Below are 20,391 nucleotides of genomic sequence, written 5' to 3'. Positions count from 1 at the left end.
TCTAACGGGTGCCCTGGTACATGAAGCCGCTGTCGTTCAGGCCGAACCTGTACTTCTTGTTCATCTCGATGATCTCGGCGCCGGCCAGCAGCACCGGACCGTAGCCGTGCGCGGCGCGCGTGCTGACCGGGCGGTAGTAGTAGAACGCCGGATCGAACGCCATGCCGGTGCCCACGCAGATGCCGTCGATCTCGCCTTTTGCATTGACCTTGCTGGCCACGGCGTTCCAGGCCAGGTTGGCCTTGGTGCCGTACATTTCCTTGTCCAGGTAGCCGCGGTTGACGGCGCGTGCGAACGCGTAGGCGTAGATGGCGGTGGCCGAGGTTTCCAGGTACGAGTCCGGGCGGTCCAGCAGCTGGTGCCACAGGCCGTCCTTGTCCTGCAGGTTGGCCAGGCCGGCGGCGTGCTTGCGCAGCTGCTCTTCCACGGCCTTGTAGCCCTTGTGGTTCTTCGGCAGCACTTCCAGCACTTCCACCATCGCCATGATGGCCCAGCCGTTGGCGCGCGCCCAGCGCAGTTCCGGATGGTCGCGCAGGCCTTCCACGTAGCCGTGCATGTAGATGCCCAGCTGCGGGTTGAACATGCGCTTCGAGAACTGCAGCACCTGCTTCACGGCGTCGTCATAGTACTTCGCGTTGCCGGTGTCCTTGCCCAGCAGCGCCATCGTCGGCACGCCCATGAACATGTCGTCCAGCCACAGCGTGTTCGGCAGCGGGCGGGGCTTCACATTGCCGCTGGCATCCTTGCCGCCGCGGGCCAGCGTGCCGTCCGGCAGGCGGTATTCCTTTTCGGTGACGAACTTGCCGCACACGTCCACCAGCTGGCCGTAGTTGACCTTCGAGCCCATGCCCTTCGCCTTCAGGAAGCTCATGCACAGCGCGCCCGCATCGTCCAGCGCGTGCGGGTTCAGGAAGCTCTTGATCGGCGCATGCGAGTTGGCCGGATCGGCCTTCACCACCGGTAGGTAGATGCGCGTCAGGTCCGCCAGCAGCTGGTGCCGCTTGATCGTGTAGTCCGTGTAGCGGTTGTCGCCCGTGGCGGCGCCGGCGGCCAGCATGCCGGCGTAGGTGACGCCCCATTCATAGCTCGTCAGGCGGAAGTCGCCCGGCTTCAGCACCGCGTCCGGATCGGCCTTGTCCAGCTTCCCGATCGGCGCGTGGCTGGTCTTGTTGATCAGTTCCGCCGGCGTGGTGGCGTCCAGGTAGGTGAACACGCGGTCCAGCACGGCCTTCACTTCCGCCGTTTCCATCGCCCGGTACGGATTCGGGTACTTGACGACCAGCGCGTGCAGCATCGCATCGGCGGCGGCAGGACCTTTTTCCTGCGGCGGCGGGGCTTCCTGGGCCAGCGCGTTGAACGACAGCGTGAACGACAGCGGCAGCAGGCACGCGGCAAGGGCGCCGGCCAGCAGGTGGCGGGGCTTGAGGTTGGACTGGGTCTTCTTCACTTGAACATCATCTCCGACTGGTTGACGGTGGCCGCGCGTGCGTCCCCGCCGGGGACAGTAGCGGATGTTTCGGCAACGCGCAATGCTTGAGCGTGCGCCGCGCTGGAACGCTCGCATTGTTGATTGAAGCGCCAGGCGCCGGAAGAAAAAAGGCAGCGTTGCCGCTGCCTCGCATGCTGCGTTCAGAAGCCGCCGGGGCCCGCACCGCCGCCACCACCACCCCAGCCACCGCCGCCCGGGCCACCAGGACCGCCACCTTCGCCGCCTTCGCCGCGCGGGCCGCGGAACATGCCGCCCTGGTTGCGCAGGCGCGAGTCGCCCGTCACGCCGCCGATGCTGTAGCTCAGGCCCACGGTCACCACGCGGCCCTTCTGTTCGCTGTAGCTGTACTGATCGACCGTATCGGACAGTGTGCGGCGGCGGTTGACATTGCTGTCGAAGATGTCGCGCACGCTGGTGCGCAAGGTCAGCTTCGGCGTGAGGCGCCAGGCCCATGCCGCCGTGACCTGCCAGGTCGGCTCGGCGATGGCGATGCCCTGCAGCTGGCGGCCCGTGTAGTTGCCGTTCAGCTGGAACTGGTGGCCTTCGATGCCGGCGTACTGGGCGCGCAGCTGCAGGCTCTTCGTGTAGGCCTTCAGGTTGGCCACCACCGAGTAATCCTGGTCATTGTCGTTGACCGCCCGGCGCAGGTAGTCCTGCTCGTTGCGCTGCAGGTTGACGGTGGCGCCCACGTTGAACGTGCGCGTCGGCTTCGCCTGCACGTTCAAGCTCACGCCCGTCGATTGCCGCTCGCCGTAGTTGACCGTCTGGCTGAGCACTGCCGTGCTGTCCGGGACCGGCGTGAGGAAGCGGCCGATCAGCGGCGTGGAGACGGTGCGGAACAGCGACAGGTTCGTGTTCGCACCCAGCCAGGTATCCGTGTACTTCAGCTCGTAGTTGTTGGTGTGCGTGGGCGCGATGCGCGGATCGCCTTCGGAGTAGTTGTAGTCATCCACGTACGTGACGTTGGGATTGATGTCTTCCTTCGACGGGCGGTTGATCCGCCGCGACCACGAGCCCACCACCGCTGCGCCGCTGTCGCCCCAGGCATACTGCAGGCTGGCGTTCGGCAGCACCTTCTTGCTGGTGTCCTTGCTGGAGTTGTTCTGGTTGATGTAGTCCACGTCGCGGTCCACCCGCTCGTAGCGGATGCCCGGCATGAATACCCAGGCCTGCGACAGCCGGAACGATGGCGTCAGGTAGACGGCATACGACTTCTCGCGCACCTTGAATGCGCTGGCGCGGTCGTCGACGATCACTTCCTCGCCCGTCAGCGGATCGATGTTGAAGTAGTCGGCATCCGTCTGCCCGTTGTTCACGCCCACCTTGAAGCCGGCCCGCATGGTGACCTGCGGGTTGAAGCGCTTCTTGTAGTCCATCGTGAAGTCGGCCGTACGGTTGTTGTTCTCGCTGCCGTTGGTGCTCTCGATGCGCGGACCGCCTGGCGGCGTGACGACGTAGGTATTGCGGTTGGCGTTGTTCGAATCGGCGTTGTTGCCGGAAGCGCGCAGGTCGTACTTCCATTCCTCGTCGCGGTTCGGCTTGTGTTCGTAGCCGAGCGAGAGCTGGTAGACGGTCTGCTTGCTGTCGCGGTCGATGTAGCGGTTGTATTCCTCGTACGGCGCGCCCAGCAGGCGGGTCACGTAGTAGTCGTTCGAATTCCCATCCCGCTCGGAGTGGCTGAAGTTCAGCATGGCGCTGGCGCGGTCCGTGTCGCCCACGTTGTAGCTGAACGTGGGGTTCATCGTGATGGTGCGCGACGGCGTGCGGCTGATGCTGTCGCGGTGCGCCACCTGCTCGCCGAGCGAGGTTTGCGTGACCGTGTCCGAGTAGCCGTTCCGCTCCTGCACATTGCGCATGAAGTTGACGTTGCCGTCGACCTGCAGGCGCCCCTCGTTGTAGCTGCCGTTGACGGACGTGTTGTAGCGGCCGTCCGCGCCCACGCTGCCGCTGATGGTTGCGCGGCCACCCTGCGGGCGCACGCGGCGCGTGATCAGGTTCAGGATCGGGCCGCCGCCGCCTTCGGAGCCGAATTCGGCGCCGGGCGTGGTGATGACCTCCACGCTCTCCAGCGCATCGGCCGGATAGCTGTTCAGCGCATCGCCGCCGTTCTCGCCGGAGAACATGGCCGAGCGCTTGCCGTTGACGAAGATCTGCGTGTTCTGCTGGCCGCGGATGGCCACCTTGCCGTCCTGGTCGACCGTCACGTTCGGCACGTTGGCGATGACATCCGACGCGGAGGCGTTCGGCGTGATGACTTCGGCCTTCACGTCGTACACGGAGCGGTCGATCAGTTCGGACGCGCGTTCGGCCACGACGGTCACGGTCTGCATCTCCGCGCCGCTGCTGCCCGGCTGTTCGGCGGGCTGCTCGGGCTTCTTGGCGGGATCGGTGGGCGTGGCGCTGACGGTGCCGGCCGCCGGCGGGCTCGATGGCGCCGGCTGTGCGGGCGCCGGCCGAGTCGCCGCTGGTGCCGTCGTCGCAGGCTGCTGCTGCGCGGCCGCCAGCGACATGCACCCCAGCTGGCCGATGAAGGCACCCAGCAGCAGCGCAGGCAGGGGGCGCATCACGGGGCGGGGCGGTTTCCCGGCAGGGCATTCGCGGCGGTATCGGCTTGGCATGATCGACTGAAGTTGGTAACGGTGCGCGATTCTACCAAGCGGGGGTGCCGCTAATATTTCTTGCTCAATACGTTAAGTAACATAGTGTGCAGTTCGGCGGACCAGATCTCGTAGCCCTCGGCCGTGAGGTGCAGCTTGTCCTTCGAGAGCCCCTTCCAGTTATCGCCCTCCGGCGTGAATTTCGATGCCAGGTCGAGGTAGTACACGGACTTGCCATCGGCAAGCGCGGGCAGCAGCTTGTTCACGGCCGCCATCTTCTCGGTGGCGCGCGCATTGGGCAGGATGCTGCAGACGATCACGCGCACGCCGGGGAATTTCTGCTGCGTGGCGGCGACGACGGCGCGCACGCCGGCCGCGATGTCCTCCGGCGTATCCGGCACATTGTTCGTGCCGATCATCACGACGGCCACCTTCGGCGCCAGGAACGACAGGTCGAAGTGCTGCAGGCGCCACAGCACGTGCTGCGTACGGTCGGCGGACAGGCCGAAGTCGAAGGCCTGCGCCTCGAAGTCGCGCTGCCATACCGGCAGGCCGGCGCCCCAGCGCCACTGTTCGGTGATCGAGTCGCCGATGAAAATGAGGTCCGACTGGCGGCCCTTGCGCAGCGCGAGGTAGTCGTTGAAGTAGGCCTGGTAGCGCTGCTGCGGGGCGTAGTTCTGGTCGCTCGGGACGGTGGTAGCGGCGGTGCTGGTGCTGGTGCTCGTTTGCGCACCGGCCTGCACGCAGCAGGCCAGGGCCAGCGTCAGTACGGCGAGCAGCCTGGATGGTTTCATCGGGTCTCCTTCTTCTTGTTTATTTTGCGGCGCGCAGCTGCGCCAGCGTGGCTTCCGGCACGGCGATCACGGTGCCATGGCGCATGCGCACCGGCGTGCCTTCGTCCGGGAAGTGCATCTTGTCCGTTACGTTTTCCCACGTCTTCAGGTCGCGCGAACGCAGTGCACCGTAGTGCTTCGTGGTGTACGCATCGAAGTAGATGATGGTGTCGCCGCCGGCCTGGATCGCCGTCGGCCCTTCCACCCACAGGTCGGGCGGCGTGATCGGTGCGGACAGGGGCTTGAACGGGCCGCGCAGGTCCGGCGCTTCGGCGATCTGCAGGTATTTGCGGGGCGGCTTCACCGTCTCGTCCTTGACGATCAGGTAGTGGGTGCCGTTCGCTTTCAGGAAGGTGGCGTCGATCACGGAGAAGCCCGGATCGTAGAACAGCTTCGTGGGTGTGAACGACTTGAAGTCCTTCGTGGTCGTCGCGTACATGCGGTGGTTGTACCTCTGTTCCGAGGAGCCGGCGGTTTGGGTGAACTTGCCCGGCACCGTCGAGGCCCAGAAGATCAGGAATTCGCCGTGCCTGTCGTCATACACGATCTCCGGCGCCCACGCGTTCAGCACGCCCGGTTCGTGCGCCATCACCGGCAGTTCCTTCTGTTCGGACCACGTAATGAGGTCCTTCGAGGATGCATAGCCGATATTGTTCTCGTTCCAGCCGGAGGTCCACACCATGTGGTACGTGCCGTCCGGGCCGCGCACGATGCACGGGTCGCGCATCAGTTTCGACTTGCCGACCTTTGGCGCGAGGAAGCTGCGGCCATCGGCCACCTTGTCCCACTGGTACGCGTCGGTGCTGGCGGCGAAGTGCAGGCCGTCCTCGCCGTTCTTCGTGAAGTAGGCGAACAGCCAGGCGTCGGCGGCGTGGACGGGCAGGATGCAGGACAGGAGCAGGGCGGCGGCGGTGGTGCGGAGACTAATCATTTGTTGGCTTCGTCGCCCAGCGGGCGTTCATTCGTGAAGTTCGGGCTGGCGGGGATGGCGAAGCTGGCGGCCGGGTCGGGCTTCGTGGGATCGAACGCGAAGCCGTCTTCCAGCTGGGCGGCGGCCGGTACGTTTGCGTGCCGCAGGCCGACGGCGACCAGCTTGGCCAGCTCATAGGCGCCGTAGTTGTTGTGGTGCGTGTTGTCCAGCTTTCCGGTGGACGGGGGCAGGGCAAAAGCCGCCTGCGACGCCTCCTCGCCGAGCGCTTCGTACAGCACCTTGCTCGATGCGTTCAGGTCGACGAACGGCGTGCCCAGTTCCTGGGCGGACTGGCGCGCGGCGGTGGCGTAGTCGATCAGCGACGGGATCACCTTGCCCTTGTCGTCGAAGCCGCGGCGTTCCATCGGCGAGACCAGGACAGGAAGGGCGCCGCGCGCGCGGATCATGTCCACGTGCTGCCTGATCTCGGCCTGGTAGGTGGTGAACGGGCCGCCGTTGCCGGCCTTGATCTGCTTCTGGTCGTTGTGGCCGAACTGCAGCAGCACCGTGTCGCCCGGCTGCAGCAGCGAGACGATCTTGTCGATGCGGCGGCGCGCCAGCGAATCGCGGTAGGTTTCGCCCGACTCGCCGTGGTTGGCGACGGCGGTGCCGGGCCGGAAGAAGCGCGTGAACATCTGGCCCCAGCTGGCATACGGTTCGCCGGACTGGTCGCACACGGTGGAGTCGCCGAGCAGGTAGATGGTCGGCACCTTGACCGGTTTGATCTCGACCTTGTCGACGCCGCCGTGGATTTCGAGCGTGACCTTGCGGTCCCAGTTCCACGCCTCCTGCACCGTCTCGCGGGGCGCCTTCAGCTTCACCAGGCCCGCTTCGATGCCATTGCTGGCGGCGATCTGCGGATTGCGCGTGTTGACGACGAAGGTGCGCGTGACCGATTTGCCGGCGGGGACGGTCACGTTCTCCAGCATCAGCCGGCGCAGCTCCGCCTTGATCGTGTGCGTGCCCGGCCCCAGCGTGACGGTCACGGCCACGTTTCCTTCCGGGACATCGGCGGTGAAGTAAAAGGGCTTCGACGCACCCGGCACGCTGCCGGGCTCCAGGCCGAAGCCGCGCGCCGCGTCATACGCCATGTCCGGCTTGACGGCCGCGTAGCCTGCCGCGGCCTTCGCGCCGAAATCGAAGCGCCAGCCGTCGGCCGGCATGGGCGCGGCGTGCGCAAGCGTGGAGGTCAGCACTGCCAGCGCGGCTGCTGCCACGGCGCGACGCGGGAGGAACGGAATGTTGGACATAGTGGACAAGCGCCGATGGCGACTAATGTCGAGCTCGTGTCACCTGGGGTCAGGCACCATGACACGGGCTGAACAGTTGAAATACGGTTGCGTTCGTGTCACGGTGCCTGACCCCAGGGTCACACGAACTCATCAGTAATCGACTACTTCGCGGCGGCGACGGACACCTTCACGGGGGCGGCACGCCGCGCGGCTTCCAGGGCCACGGCGCGTTCCCAGTCCTGCTTCGACCTGATCTCGCCGGCGCGCGACCAGGCGCCGCCCACGTAGTAGGTGAGCGGCTTGCCGGAGGCGATGGAAGCCGTCACGAAATCGCTGGCGGTGTCCGCGCCCTGGCCGGTGGCGCCGGGGAGGATCACGGCGGTGCCGAAGGCGTCGTTGCTCTTCTGCGTGACCCACTGGCGCAGCGCGCCGTCCTTCCTGACGAAGTCGGTGGCGACGGCGGCATCCTGGCCCTTGTCCGCCGGGGTCTTGTTCAGGCCGACGACGGCGGTGACGCCCGGCGCGCCGGCGCTGGCGCCGGTAATGGTGAACGTGCTGTCGATGCGGTCGAACCAGGTGCCGGCATCGACGGTGAAGCGCTTGACCTCGGCGACCTGCTTGCCGCCGGCCTCCCACGCGTCGTAGCGCAGCTCGAAGATGGCACGCACCGGGCCGTTGGCCAGCACCTTCCAGCTGGCGTAGTTGCGGCCCGTGTACAGCTTGCCGCCTTCCCAGATGCCGGTGCCGCCGGCGCCCAGCGAGCGGCCCACGTTGTACATGTCCATGCCTTCACCTTCGTCGTGGTGGTAATGGTCATGGCCCTTGTTGTACCAGCGGTCGATGACCGGGTAGGGCACGCGCTTGAACCAGATATCCAGGCCGCTGGTGACCAGCACTTCCTTGCCGCTGCCGGCCGGTGCCGGGGCCGCGAGGGCCGGGCCGTAGGTGCGGTGCGCAACCTTGTCGTTCTCCCACGCGAAGTCGTCCAGGCGCTCCGGCACGTAGCGGGCGAACACCTTGCTCGGGAACGGCGGCGTGACGGTGTCGGTCTTCTCGACGGTGAAGGTGGCGCTCTTCTCGCCGGCCTTGAAGTCGTGCTGGAAGATCAGCTCGCCGTAGGCGATGCCTTCGTTCTTCGGGTCCTTCGCTTCCGGCGCCACGTTCGTCACCTGGTAGGGCAGCGCATTGCCGGCCGCGTCGCGCACCGTGATCTTCTGCAGCAGCGCGCCGGGCAGCACGCGGTTCACGTCGGACCACGGCACCGTGATCGTCTCGGCCGGGCGGGCCGCGTCGAGCGGGTTGGTGACGGTGACCGTCATGCGCTGGGCATGGGCGGCGCTGGAGAGGAGGGCAGCCGCAGCGGTTGCGGCGACGAGGAGTCGTTGTTTCATGGCGTCCCGATGTTCAGCGTGAATGACAGCCGAGTATCGGGATTCGCTCAGGCAGTGTCAACGCAAGCGGCGATCTAATCAAGAAAGTGAGCGCAGGGGGTCATCCATGCGGCACGAAGGGGCTGGCATCGAGCGGCACGTCCACGATGAACTCCGTGCCGCTGCCCGCCGCGCTGTGCACGATGGCGCTGCCGCCATGGCTTTCGGCCACGTCGCGCACGAAGGCCAGGCCGGTGCCCCATTCGCGCACCGTGGGGTGCAGCCCCTTGTTCCGCGCCGAGAACAGGTTGCGCACCGCATCCGGCGGCAGCACGTGCCGGTGATGCACGGTCATCGTGGCGCGGGCATGCGCCTGCCGGACGGTGATCGTGGCCGGCCCCGCGCTGCCGCCGCCATCCGGTATGGCCGCATCGGCCAGCAGGTTGAGGAGCGCGCGCTTCATCGAGATGCGGCACCAGGTCACGGTCACGGCATCGGCATCGATGGTGCAGCCGGCGCGGCCCGAATCGGCACAGGCTTCGCGCACCAGTGCCGCCAGGTCGAACGTGGATAGCAGCAGCGGCAGCCGGTCGGAGAGGGCTGCGTCATCCCGCGTGGCGCCGTCCAGGTCCGTCTCGATCTGCGCCAGCCGGGTGCGGATGCGGTTGGCCAGCACGTCGATGCGTTCGCGGTCGCCGGTGCGCATGATGCGCTGGGCGGCCAGTTCGGCCACGTGCAGGTGGCCGCGCAGCATGGCGGACAGTGTCGTCAGCGTCAGCTCGTGCTCGCGTGTGCGCACCAGCTCGAACTCGTCGATCGCGTCGCGCGCGGCGAGGTCGCAGATCGTGACGATCGCGGCCAGGTCCTGCAGCCCCAGCATCTCGCCCCGTTCATACGCCACTTCGACGATGCAGTTGCGCAGGAGCTGGAACTCGTGCAGCAGGTCGCCGCTGCGGCAGCCGGCCAGCCGGCCCCGTTCGGCGCCATGGGCACGCGCGATGTTCGTGCAGCGCAGCGCAGCGGGCTCCGCCACCGAGATGCTCAGCTGGTCGTACAGCGCCGGCATCGAATCGAAGAGCAGGGCATCGGGCAGCGTTGCCAGGCATGCCACCTCGTCGGACAGGCGCTGCCGCCAGCGCAGCAGCACGTCATCCCGCAGGGCCTGCATCGCATGTGCACCGGGCGCCGGCGCGGTATCGGACAGGGAGGGCATCCTGTGAAAACATCGTCATCGTCGAGGACTGCAACTTACCAAGAATCGCCCGGCCGGAGCGCCAGCTTGGCCATGCGGGCATCCGGTCCTGCCGATGCAGCCGCTGTCACGGGCCCGCACTCTCTGCCGATGCGGCCGCTGTCACGGGCCGGCACTCTCTGCCGATGCGGCCGCTGTCACCGGCCCGCACTCTCTATATAATGTGCGGCCCACCGCATTCCTTGTCGCCATGAACACCGTCCCTGTCCCTACCGCCGCTGCCGCCAAGGCCCCAGGCCGCCGCCTCTCCGTTGCCCCGATGATGGACTGGACCGACCGCCACTGCCGCGTGTTCCACCGCCAGATCACGAAGCACACCTGGTTGTATACAGAGATGGTGACCACCGGCGCGCTGGTCTACGGCGACGTGGAGCGGCACCTGCGGTTCAGCGAAGAAGAGCATCCGGTGGCGCTGCAGCTGGGCGGCAGCGATCCGCACGACCTGGCCATCGCCGCGAAACTGGGCGAACAGTGGGGCTACGACGAGATCAACCTGAACTGCGGCTGCCCGTCCGAGCGGGTGCAGAAGGGCGCGTTCGGCGCGTGCCTGATGGCCGAGCCGGAGCTGGTGCGCGACTGCGTGAAGGCGATGCGCGACGCGGTGTCGATCGATGTCACGGTGAAGCATCGCATCGGCATCAACGACAGCGAAAGCTATGACTTCGTGCGCGATTTCGTCGGCACGGTGGCCGATGCCGGCTGTACCACCTTCATCGTCCACGCCCGCAACGCGATCCTGAAGGGCCTGTCGCCGAAGGAAAACCGCGAGATCCCGCCGCTCAAGTACGACTATGCCTACCGCCTGAAGCGCGACTTCCCGCAGTTCGAGATCCTGATCAACGGCGGCATCAAGACGGAAGCGGAGATCGACCTGCACCTGCAGCACGTGGATGGCGTGATGCTGGGCCGCGAGGCGTATCACAATCCCTATCTGATGGCCACGTTCGACAGCAAGTACTATGGCGACCCGGCGCCGGTGAAGAATCGCGAGGAAGTGCTGCGCGCGATGATGCCGTATATCGCTGCCCAGCTGGCGAAGGAGGGCGGCCGCGGCCTGAAGCTCAATACCATCACGCGCCACATGCTGGGCCTGATGCAGGGCGTGCCCGGCGCGCGCCAGTTCCGCCAGACGCTATCCGACTCGAAAAGGCTCGCCGCCGGCAATCCGGACCTGCTGCTGGAAGCCCTCCAGGGGCGGTAACCGGCAGGCAGGGGCGGTTGGAAACATCTTTGTTTTGCATGCGTTTGCAAAACGGTCTTCACACCGTCCGCTCCACCTTTGCAACGCCTTTGCGTTGTATCAAAACCTCACCCTGAACCCGGCAAACAACGGCCGGCGTCACCCTTCTGCCCGCATACCTGCGGGACTGTCGCAATTTCCCCATAGAAAGCCTCGTTAAGGGCTTCTACGGATTGATTTTGCTTGCCGCTCGGCAATCCATCAAATTATAATTTCCGCACAGACACACATTCTTTCTATCCATGATGTGTGCGACAGGAATAAAAAACCACAGCAGTTCCGCGTTTTGAATCCCTAGTTTTGCATTCGCAGTCAATGTTTGCTACTGTCATTACTTGCGTGATGGCAAGGGTCGATGAGTCAAAGAAATCTCATCTGGCAATCAATAACTATATTTAACGAAGAGCCGAAATGAATTTGAGCAAAATGAAGGTGGGGACCCGGCTGGGTCTCGGATTCGCACTGGTGCTGCTGTTCCTGGTAGCGGTGACGGTCGTCGGTATCTTCCGCCTGGCACAGATCCAGGACCGGCTGGACCACGTGGTGAGCGTGAACAACGTCGTGACGCGCCTCGTGATCGACATGCGCAACAACGTGTCGGATCGTATCGGTTCGCTGCGCACGCTGACGCTGATGGCCGACCCGGCCGACATGGAACCGGAATTTGCCCGCCTGAAGGAACAGACGGCCAAGTACGACAAATCCCTGAAGACGCTGGAAGCCCAGTTCGCAATCGAAGCGGCGCCGGAAGAGAAGAAGCTGCTGGCCCAGGTGAAGGAACACGAAGCCGTGGCACTGCCGGCCATCGAACGCGCTTCCGCCCTGTGGAAAGCCAACGATGCCATGGGCGCGACGAAGATCCTGATCAAGGAAATCCGTCCCGCACAGAAGAAGTGGATGGAAGCGCTGGACCAGCTGGGTGCGTTTGAAGACAAGCTGAACAACCAGGTGAAGATCGACGCGGCCGAAGGCTTCAACAGCGCCCGCAACTTCATGATCGGCATGGGCGTGCTGGCAGTGCTGATCTCGGTTGCCGCCGCTTACCTGATCACCCGCGGCCTGCTCAAGCAGCTGGGCGGCGAACCGGAATACACGGCATCGATCGCCGGCAGCATCGCCAACGGCGACCTGTCCGTGGCCATCGATACCGACGGCAACGACAAGGACAGCCTGCTGGCCGAAATGCGCGACATGCGTGACAGCCTGGTGGACATCGTGAGCCAGGTCCGCGTGGGCACCGAAACGATCGGTACCGCCTCGCGTGAAATCGCCGCCGGCAATATCGACCTGTCGTCCCGTACCGAAATGCAGGCGTCGTCGCTGGAAAAGACGGCCTCCGCGATGGAAGAACTGACGTCCACCGTGCGCCAGAACGCCGACAACGCCCGTGAAGCGAACCAGCTGGCGGCCAGCGCCTCCGACGTGGCCCGCAAGGGTGGCGCCGTGGTGTCGCAGGTGGTCGACACGATGAGCTCGATCAGCGAATCGGCCAACAAGATCGTCGACATCATCGGCGTGATCGATGGCATCGCCTTCCAGACCAACATCCTGGCGCTGAACGCTGCGGTCGAAGCAGCCCGTGCCGGCGAACAGGGCCGCGGCTTCGCCGTCGTGGCATCGGAAGTGCGCAACCTGGCACAGCGCTCCGCCAACGCCGCCAAGGAAATCAAGGCGCTGATCGGCGACTCCGCCGAGAAGGTGGAACGCGGTTCGAAACTGGTGGGCCAGGCCGGCGTGACGATGGACGAAGTGGTGAACTCGGTGCGCCGCGTGACGGACATCATGAGCGAGATCGCCAACGCCAGCCAGGAACAGAGCGCCGGCATCGAACAGGTGAACCTGTCGATCATCGAGATGGACGGCATGACGCAACAGAATGCCGCGCTGGTGGAAGAAGCTGCCGCCGCCGCGCAGAGCCTGCAGGACCAGGCATCGGAACTGACCCGCGTGGTGTCCATCTTCAAGCTGGAAGCGGGCGAAGAACGCGCCGTGATCGAAGCCGTGGCCACCGCCGCGAAATCGGTGCCGAGCGTCACGAACACCAAGCCGGCCGCCGTGCGCAAGCCGGTGGTGGCCATCGGCAAATCGCCGGAGGCACCGGCCAAACCGGCCAAGGCTGCTGCAGCCAAGCCTGCCGCCTCCGCAAAATCCGCCCCGGCTGCCAAGCCGAAAAAAGTCGTCGCTCCGGCCACGACCGGCGCGGACGAGTGGGAAGAATTTTAAGCATCAAACCTGATTCAATCGACTTCAATACGTTTTCAATAATCCTCGGGAAGAAATTATGAACAAGCATCTGATCACCTTTATCGCAGCAGCAACCCTGGTTTCCGGCGCCGCCTTCGCCGCCGAAGTGCCTGCAAGCGTCGACGCCGCCAAGTGCAAGGCCGAATACCCGAAAGCCTCGCTGATGAACGAAGAGCAGGGTGCCGTCTCGATGGCCTTCCTGGTGTCCGCCGGTGGCGACGTGGTCGAGTCGAAGGTCGAGAAATCGAGCGGCTTCAAGAACCTGGACAAGGCTGCCCTGAAGGCGCTGAGCGCATGCAAGTTCAAGCCGGGCACGAAAGACGGCGCCGCCGCCCAGACCTGGGCGAAGGTCGACTACGTCTGGTCGCTGTAAAACATCTGTCATTAATTCACATTAACTAAACAGGGAAAATCCACATGTCCACGAACAAGCTCTGGCTGGTTGCCGCCATCCTCGTCGCTGGTACCGCATCCGCCGCCGAAGTGCCGGCTTCCTTCGATGCCAAGAACTGCAAGGCCGAATATCCGAAAGCCTCGCTGATGAACGAAGAGCAGGGCACCGTGTCGATGTCCTTCCTCGTCTCCACCGGTGGCGAAGTGAAGGATTCCAAGGTCGAGAAGTCGAGCGGCTTCAAGAACCTGGACAAGGCCGCGATCAAATCGCTGTCCGCCTGCAAGTTCAAGCCGGGCACGAAGGACGGCGCACCGGCCGAAACGTGGACGAAAGTCGACTACGCCTGGAAGCTGGACTGAGTTTTCCCTGTTTGACCGTTTGACCGTTTTCTAGCTTTACCCCTTGTTTGGCCGGCTCCCAGAGTCGGCCGTTTTTTTTGGGCGCTGCGACAGCCTTTATTTTTCCTTTATTTGCTGTTCTTCTATGCAGTTGTTGACGTGCACGTTCATCTGTTAATCTGGGGGTATCACCTGCCAGTTGACCGACATGAACCGACCGCTCTGCCTGCCCCTGCTGACCATCGCCCTGCTGTCCGGCTGCAGCATGATGCGCAATCCCAATGACCCTGCACGCGCCAAGCAGAGCGTTTCCATCGTCAACAAGATGAGCTGGACGAATCCGCTGTCCGGCAAGGCCGACGGCGTGCGCACCGCCTGGCCTCTGGCGCAGCTGGCGAACCACGAGGAAATCTTCCCGCTGGCACAGCTCAAGGGGTGTACCGATCAGGCCGTGCCCTGCGCGTGGGGCGTGCTGAGCGCTTCGCGCAGCATCACGCGCTGGGATTACATGGCCGGCGGCGTGACGCTGGACGTGGGCGTGCTGGTCGATGTGCACCGCCGCCAGCAGGACCGCCGCCGCGACTTCCACACGTCGATGGCGATTCCCTCGGATGTGCCGGCGCTGTCGTACCGCAAGGTGACGCAGCAGGGCGTGGCGCTGCCGTACGGGAAGGTGTACCGGATCGACTTCGACTACGGCGTGCGCTTCGAGATCTGCGCCCAGCGCCTCGATGAGAATGGGCGTGCGCTGGACAACTGCGACATCCCGTATATTTGATTCACGGCAGGCATGGGCCTGCTGCAATCGGAACGATACGGAGGATGTGATGACGCAGTCGAAATCTTCAGGCAGCCAGAACAAGCAGTCCACCACCGAGGCGGAAGAGAAATCCACCCCGTCCGCCAAGAAAGCCAAGCAGGGCAAGGAGGCGGCAAGCCACACCAAGGCAGGTACCAGCGAAGGCGCCGGCGGCGGCAAGAAGCAGGCCCGCCACCACTAAGTCCGGCAGGTTCCGGTACCCGCGTCCGCCGAACGTTGCGCTGTTGTTTAGCGCTGTAACGGTGTGTAAAACTCCGTTGGACGGACGCGGAATTCCTTATAGTTCACTATTGGGAAGGAGATTTGCCATGAAAAACCTGTTGATCTTGCCCGTGGTTGCAGCAGCTGCACTCTTGACCGGCTGCGCCGTACCGGGTCCGTATTACGCACAGCCGTATGCTTCGCAGTCCGTCGATCCCTATGCGTGGCGCACCGTTTCCGTGACGCCGGTGGCGCCGGGCACGTATGCCAGTGCAGGGTCGAACGTCACGTATACAACTGAGGAAATTCCGACGGTTGCCTATGTTCCGCAACCGGTGTATGTGCCCGCCCCCGTGTATGCGCCGGCGCCGGCCTATTACTATCCGCCGGTCTCGATCGGGCTTGATTTCATGTTCACCAACCACCGCTGGGGCGGTGGCCGCGGCTGGGGTGGCGGCCGGGGCTGGGGCCGTGGTCGCCGCTGATCAGCGGATCATGAACAGCGTGGCGTGGGCCAGACCTTCGGTGGAGCACAGCAGGTAGGTGCTCGTGGCCACGAGGCCGAGCAGGAGGGAACTGAAGGTGAGGGGAATGTGCCGTGCCATGATGGGCTCCTTTTGACTTAAGTTAATCTTAAGGCAGGAGGATTCTGCAGTCATCGGCCAAAAGTTACGAGAGGTTGTAGGAGGATCGCTCGTCATGTTGCGCAGGCTGTCCGGCCTGCGCATTTTTTTTGACTGCTGCTGCTCAGCGGCGGCCGAAGGTGATGATATTGGTGTCCGGCGCGGTGTCCAGCGCATTGGAGATCGTCAGCCACTCGGTCAGGCGTTCCAGCTGCTTGACGTGGATGCCGGTGCCGTCGATGTAGCCGATCAGTTCCAGGTATTTTGCATCGATCTTCGCTTTCGACACGGTGGGTGCCACGATCACCAGGCGGTCATAGGCCTTGCGGATCTTGTTGGCCCACTTGTGCAGGCCGGTTTCGTCGAAACGGTTGGCTTCGAAGTAGATCGTCAGCGAACCGTCCGGATTGCCGAAGCCGACCACGCCAGCGCCCTTGCGGATCGTGGTGGAGCTGTCCAGGTCGAAGCTCTCCGTGGGCACGAACACGCCGGCGCGGCCATCGATGCCGGGACGGCCAACCGGGGTGTCCTTGCTGTAGGTACTGAGTTCCTTGAGTTTGGGCGCGTCGGCTACTTCGGTCATGATCGTTTCTGGTGGATTCGGATACGATATCTTACCGTTAAAAATATGCCGTGCGGAAACTTATTGCATGATTTCTTAGTGACTGGAATCAAGCTACCCGCAGTCCCATTTCCGCCATCAGTTCGGCTGCCTGGCGTACCGAAATCAGCGCACCCTTGAACACTTTGACGTCTGCCAGCGACAGGCCGCCCAGATCCGCTTCGCGCAGGTCCGCATTCTCGAAACGCGCCTGTTTCAGGTTGGCGCTGCGCAGGCTGCCGCCTTCGAACACGGCATCGCGGAAATCGCAGGCAGCCAGGTCGGCATCGCTGAAATCGAGCTGGCGTAGCGTCGCCTTGCGGAACGACATGCGGCGCAGGTCCGCCCCGATCAGCAGGCATTCCTCGAACGTGAGGCCAAGGTGGGCAGCCTCCTCGAAGTTCGCACCGGTGAGCTTGCAGCTTTTCAGCATGGCCGACGCCAGGCGCGCGCGGCGCCAGCTGCTGTTGTTCAGGTCGCAGCCATGGAACTGCGCATCCGTGAGGTCGGCCGCCGCGAAGTCCGCCTCGCGGCCCCGGCAGCGGCGCCACGTCGACTGGGACAGCGTGGCCGCGTAGAACGAGGTCTCCGCCACGCTGCAGCTGACGAACGTGCAGTTGCGCAGATCGAGCCGCGACAGGTCGGCGCCATCCAGGTCGCATTCCTCGAATTGCCGCGCGCCGCCGGCGAGCAGGGTTTCGATGGCGTTGCGGTCCAGCGTTTGTCCAGTGATCTGCATGCTTTAACTTGGTTCTTCGATATGACGCGCCAAAACAAAAAAGGCCACATGCCGAAGCAGGTGACCTTTCTCGCTTAATTCTTTGGGGTGGCTGATGGGGCTCGAACCCACGACAACAGGAATCACAATCCTGGACTCTACCAACTGAGCTACAGCCACCACTGACTTCTTTCTGTGTCGCCAGTAGCGCAACAGAGGCCGAATTATACTAGGCCGATTGGCAACTGGCAAACCCCTTTTCAGAGAAAATCGGAACTGACCTTGTTTTTACGGAAATTTCCTTAAAAATGGGGTCTGTCCCCATTTTCTCGGCAATTTCGTTCAATGGGTCTGTCTCCGGTTTTACACGTCGACAGCTTCGATGACGGGTGCGAGACCGAGCAGCCCACGGAACGCGTCGGCAAGGACGCTCGCGCTGGCGGTGGTGTAGCCGCGCAGCTGGGCGGTGCCGGCGGGGCGCAGCAGGCCGGCGCCTTCCAGCAGGCGGGCCAGCTGGCGGGCGACGGCGTCGCCGGTGTCGATCAGCGCCACGGGATGCGTGGCATGTTCGGCGACGATGCCGCGGATGACCTGCTCCACGAACGGGTAGTGCGTGCAGCCCAGCACCAGCGTATCGGCGCCATCCTTCAGCAGCGGCACCACATAGCCTTCCAGCAGCGCTACCGTTTCCTTCGAACCCAGTTCGCCCAGTTCGATCTGGTCGACCAGGCCGATGCAGGGCTGCAGCAGGAACTCGGTGTTCGAGGCGGACGCGATCTGGTCGCGCAGTTGCAGGAACTTCGCGCCATGCAGCGTGCTGTCGGTGGCGAGCACGCCGACCTTGCCGGAACTGGTGGCAGCGGCCGCCGGCTTCAGGCCCGGCTCCACGCCCACGATCGGCATGCCGGGCCATTCGGCTCGGATGGCCTTGATGGCCGCCACCGTCGCGGTATTACAAGCGACGACGAGCGCCTTGATGCCTTGCCCGAACAGGAAGCGGGCGACGGCGAGCGAGCGCTCCACCAGCCACGCCTCTGCGCGGTCACCGTACGGCGCATGGCCGGAATCGGCGAAGTACACCAGATGCTCGTGCGGCAGCTGCGCATGGATATGCCGCAGCACCGACAGCCCGCCCACGCCGGAATCGAACACACCGATCGGCGCCTCGGCATTCACGGAATGCATGGGATGAGCAGGCTGCATCATCGAGGTCTCCTTCGCTGAATCAGGCCGGGACAGCGTTCTTCAGCGACTCGATCTTCACGGACCATTCCTTCGGACCCGTGTTGTGCACCGAGGTGCCGGTCGAATCGACGGCAACGGTGACCGGCATGTCGACCACGTCGAACTCGTAGATCGCTTCCATGCCCAGGTCCTCGAAGCCGACGACGCGGGAGTTCTTGATCGCCTTCGACACCAGGTAAGCGGCGCCGCCAACGGCCATCAGGTATGCCGACTGGTGCTTCTGGATCGACTCGATGGCGACCGGGCCCCGTTCGGCCTTGCCGACCATCGAAATCAGGCCGGTCTTCTCCAGCATCATGTCGGTGAACTTGTCCATGCGCGTGGCCGTCGTCGGGCCGGCCGGGCCCACCACTTCATTGCCCACCGGGTCCACCGGGCCCACGTAATAGATCACGCGGTTGGTGAAATCGACCGGCAGCGGCTCGCCCTTGGCCAGCATGTCCTGGATGCGCTTGTGGGCGGCATCGCGGCCCGTCAGCATCTTGCCGTTCAGGAGCAGGGTCTGGCCCGGCTTCCAGGCAGCCACCTGTTCCTTCGTCAGCGTGTTCAGGTCGACGCGCTGCGACTTCTCGGTATCCGGCGCCCACGACACGTCCGGCCAGTCCGACAGCTTCGGCGGTTCGATGTAGGCCGGGCCCGAACCATCCAGCACGAAGTGCGCGTGGCGCGTGGCGGCGCAGTTCGGGATCATGGCGACCGGCTTCGAGGCCGCGTGCGTCGGGTACATATTGATCTTCACGTCCAGCACCGTCGTCAGGCCGCCCAGGCCCTGTGCGCCGATGCCCAGCGCGTTGATCTTGTCGCACAGTTCGATGCGCAGCTCTTCCAGCTTGTTCTGCGGGCCGCGCTGCTTCAGCTCGTACATGTCGATGTCTTCCATCAGCGACTCTTTCGCCAGCAGCATGGCCTTCTCGGCCGAGCCGCCGATGCCGATGCCCAGCATGCCCGGCGGGCACCAGCCGGCGCCCATCAGCGGCACGGTCTTGAGCACCCAGTCCACCAGCGAGTCGGAAGGGTTCAGCATCACGAACTTGGTCTTGTTCTCGGAGCCGCCGCCCTTGGCTGCCACGGCCACTTCCACGGTATTGCCTTCCACGAGCTCCATGTGGACGACGGCCGGCGTGTTGTCCTTCGTGTTCTTGCGTTCGAAGTGCGGGTCCGCCACGATCGAGGCGCGCAGCTTGTTGTCCGCGAAGTTGTACGCGCGGCGCACGCCTTCATTGACCGCATCCGTGACCGTGCCGCGGAAACCCTCGAAGCGCACGCCCATGCCGATCTTCAGGAACACGTTGACCATGCCGGTGTCCTGGCAGATCGGGCGCTTGCCCTCGGCGCACATGCGCGAGTTCGTGAGGATCTGCGCAATCGCATCCTTCGCGGCCGGGCTCTGCTCGGATTCGTACGCACGCGCCAGGTGCTGGATGTAATCGGCAGGGTGGTAATAGCTGATGTATTGCAGCGCTGCCGCCACGGATTCGATCAGGTCGTCTTGCTTGATGATGGTCATGGATAAACTCACTAGCGAATGGCTGGTTTGGGATAACTGAACTTAGTGCGCGTTCTTCGAATCTTTGTGCGTGGACGTCATCAGGCGGTCCGTGTACGCGATGGCCATCGCGGACAGCAGGAACACCACGTGGATGACCGTCTGGTACATCAGCGTCTTCTCGGTGTACGACTGCGCGTTGATGAACGTCTTCAGCAGGTGAATCGACGAGATGCCGATGATCGCCATCGCCAGCTTCGTCTTCAGCACCGAGGCGTTCACGTGCGACAGCCATTCCGGCTGGTCCGGATGACCCTCCAGGTGCATGCGCGAGACGAAGGTTTCGTAGCCGCCCACGATCACCATGATCAGGAGGTTCGAGATCATCACCACGTCGATCAGGCCCAGGACCACCAGCATGATCGTGGTTTCGTTGAGCTTCTCCGGCAGCGCGGCACCCGGCACGGCGACGGCCTGGAAGATGTGCTGCAGCGAGGCTTCGTTGCCCATCGCGGCGCCGATCAGGTCCTTCAGTTCGACCCAGAAGTGGAACACGTAGACGCATTGCGCGAGGATCAGGCCGAGGTACAGCGGCAGCTGCAGCCACCGCGACATGAAGATAAAGGCGGGAACGGGGCTCAACCGCTTGACGGTCGGGCGAGTCGGATCATCCATCGTACTGCTTCTCCTGTTTGGGGGCAAAAAAACACCCGGCATTTTACACCGCGGGGCTCATGG

At 64.2% G+C, this 20,391-nt stretch carries 19 protein-coding genes and 1 tRNA gene; 7 read left to right on the top strand and 13 right to left on the bottom strand.

From position 1 onward, the window contains the following. Nucleotide 1: 1 nt before the first annotated feature. The 7 genes from IP91_RS14335 to IP91_RS14305 form a co-directional block, all read right to left on the bottom strand. Nucleotides 2-1,447, bottom strand: coding sequence for a glycoside hydrolase family 88/105 protein (locus IP91_RS14335; RefSeq protein WP_229474406.1), 1,446 nt, complete (start codon nt 1,445-1,447; stop codon nt 2-4). A gap of 182 nt (nt 1,448-1,629) precedes the next feature. Continuing rightward, complete coding sequence (locus IP91_RS14330) at nt 1,630-4,053, bottom strand: TonB-dependent receptor (RefSeq protein WP_158643145.1); 2,424 nt, start codon at nt 4,051-4,053, stop codon at nt 1,630-1,632. Between the two features lie 104 nt (nt 4,054-4,157). Beyond that, nucleotides 4,158-4,880 carry a GDSL-type esterase/lipase family protein gene (locus IP91_RS14325; protein ID WP_145649736.1) on the bottom strand — a complete coding sequence of 241 codons (723 nt, stop codon included), beginning with the start codon at nt 4,878-4,880 and terminating at the stop codon, nt 4,158-4,160. 19 nt (nt 4,881-4,899) lie between these two features. Continuing rightward, the gene (locus tag IP91_RS14320) at nt 4,900-5,850 is read right to left on the bottom strand and encodes a glycoside hydrolase family 43 protein (protein WP_145649735.1); all 951 of its coding nucleotides are present in this window, start codon (nt 5,848-5,850) and stop codon (nt 4,900-4,902) included. Further along, entirely contained in the window at nt 5,847-7,139 is a 1,293-nt protein-coding gene (locus tag IP91_RS14315; protein ID WP_145649734.1) for a rhamnogalacturonan acetylesterase, read from the bottom strand. Before IP91_RS14315 ends, IP91_RS14320 begins: the two co-directional genes overlap by 4 nt. 143 nt (nt 7,140-7,282) lie before the next feature. Further along, the gene (locus IP91_RS14310) at nt 7,283-8,512 is read right to left on the bottom strand and encodes a DUF4861 family protein (RefSeq protein ID WP_145649733.1); all 1,230 of its coding nucleotides are present in this window, start codon (nt 8,510-8,512) and stop codon (nt 7,283-7,285) included. Nucleotides 8,513-8,612: 100 nt separating this feature from the next. Continuing rightward, nucleotides 8,613-9,704, bottom strand: a complete 1,092-nt coding sequence (locus tag IP91_RS14305) for an ATP-binding protein (RefSeq protein ID WP_145649732.1) — start codon at nt 9,702-9,704, stop codon at nt 8,613-8,615. 298 nt (nt 9,705-10,002) lie between these two features. Here IP91_RS14305 and dusA point away from each other — a divergent pair, with 298 nt between their 5' ends. The 7 genes from dusA (at nt 10,003) to IP91_RS14275 (ending at nt 15,465) form a co-directional block, all read left to right on the top strand. Then, a complete protein-coding gene (gene dusA, locus IP91_RS14300; protein WP_307724422.1) occupies nt 10,003-10,944 on the top strand; it encodes a tRNA dihydrouridine(20/20a) synthase DusA in 942 nt (313 codons plus the stop codon). A 450-nt stretch (nt 10,945-11,394) separates the two neighbouring features. Continuing rightward, the gene (locus tag IP91_RS14295) at nt 11,395-13,206 is read left to right on the top strand and encodes a methyl-accepting chemotaxis protein (RefSeq protein ID WP_229474404.1); all 1,812 of its coding nucleotides are present in this window, start codon (nt 11,395-11,397) and stop codon (nt 13,204-13,206) included. Between the two features lie 58 nt (nt 13,207-13,264). After that, nucleotides 13,265-13,600 (top strand): energy transducer TonB, encoded by a 336-nt coding sequence (locus IP91_RS14290; protein ID WP_145649730.1) that lies wholly within the window; start codon nt 13,265-13,267, stop codon nt 13,598-13,600. Between the two features lie 44 nt (nt 13,601-13,644). Further along, nucleotides 13,645-13,980, top strand: coding sequence for an energy transducer TonB (locus IP91_RS14285; RefSeq protein ID WP_145649729.1), 336 nt, complete (start codon nt 13,645-13,647; stop codon nt 13,978-13,980). Between the two features lie 187 nt (nt 13,981-14,167). Beyond that, complete coding sequence (locus tag IP91_RS14280; RefSeq protein WP_145649728.1) at nt 14,168-14,737, top strand: hypothetical protein; 570 nt, start codon at nt 14,168-14,170, stop codon at nt 14,735-14,737. 49 nt (nt 14,738-14,786) lie between these two features. Continuing rightward, nucleotides 14,787-14,960, top strand: a complete 174-nt coding sequence (locus tag IP91_RS26240) for a hypothetical protein (protein ID WP_199754598.1) — start codon at nt 14,787-14,789, stop codon at nt 14,958-14,960. Nucleotides 14,961-15,087: 127 nt separating this feature from the next. Further along, a complete protein-coding gene (locus tag IP91_RS14275; protein WP_145649727.1) occupies nt 15,088-15,465 on the top strand; it encodes a hypothetical protein in 378 nt (125 codons plus the stop codon). 262 nt (nt 15,466-15,727) lie between these two features. Here IP91_RS14275 and IP91_RS14270 read toward each other — a convergent pair whose 3' ends face one another. The 6 genes from IP91_RS14270 to IP91_RS14245 form a co-directional block, all read right to left on the bottom strand. Then, the gene (locus IP91_RS14270) at nt 15,728-16,186 is read right to left on the bottom strand and encodes a hypothetical protein (RefSeq protein ID WP_145649726.1); all 459 of its coding nucleotides are present in this window, start codon (nt 16,184-16,186) and stop codon (nt 15,728-15,730) included. Between the two features lie 88 nt (nt 16,187-16,274). Then, on the bottom strand, nt 16,275-16,943 hold the full coding sequence (locus tag IP91_RS14265) for a pentapeptide repeat-containing protein (protein WP_145649725.1): 669 nt from the start codon (nt 16,941-16,943) through the stop codon (nt 16,275-16,277). 83 nt (nt 16,944-17,026) lie between these two features. Further along, nucleotides 17,027-17,102 (bottom strand) — tRNA-His (locus IP91_RS14260). A gap of 183 nt (nt 17,103-17,285) precedes the next feature. After that, on the bottom strand, nt 17,286-18,128 hold the full coding sequence (gene murI, locus IP91_RS14255; protein ID WP_229474402.1) for a glutamate racemase: 843 nt from the start codon (nt 18,126-18,128) through the stop codon (nt 17,286-17,288). A 19-nt stretch (nt 18,129-18,147) separates the two neighbouring features. Next, on the bottom strand, nt 18,148-19,674 hold the full coding sequence (locus IP91_RS14250; RefSeq protein WP_145649724.1) for a fumarate hydratase: 1,527 nt from the start codon (nt 19,672-19,674) through the stop codon (nt 18,148-18,150). A 42-nt stretch (nt 19,675-19,716) separates the two neighbouring features. Continuing rightward, a complete protein-coding gene (locus IP91_RS14245) occupies nt 19,717-20,328 on the bottom strand; it encodes a TIGR00645 family protein (protein WP_145649723.1) in 612 nt (203 codons plus the stop codon). Between the last annotated feature and the right edge of the window lie 63 nt (nt 20,329-20,391).

This window comes from Pseudoduganella lurida (genome assembly GCF_007830455.1).
GTDB lineage: Bacteria > Pseudomonadota > Gammaproteobacteria > Burkholderiales > Burkholderiaceae_D > Rugamonas > Rugamonas lurida.
The sequence above is the reverse complement of the archived record's forward strand: the minus strand, read 5'-3'. Positions and strand labels throughout refer to the sequence as shown.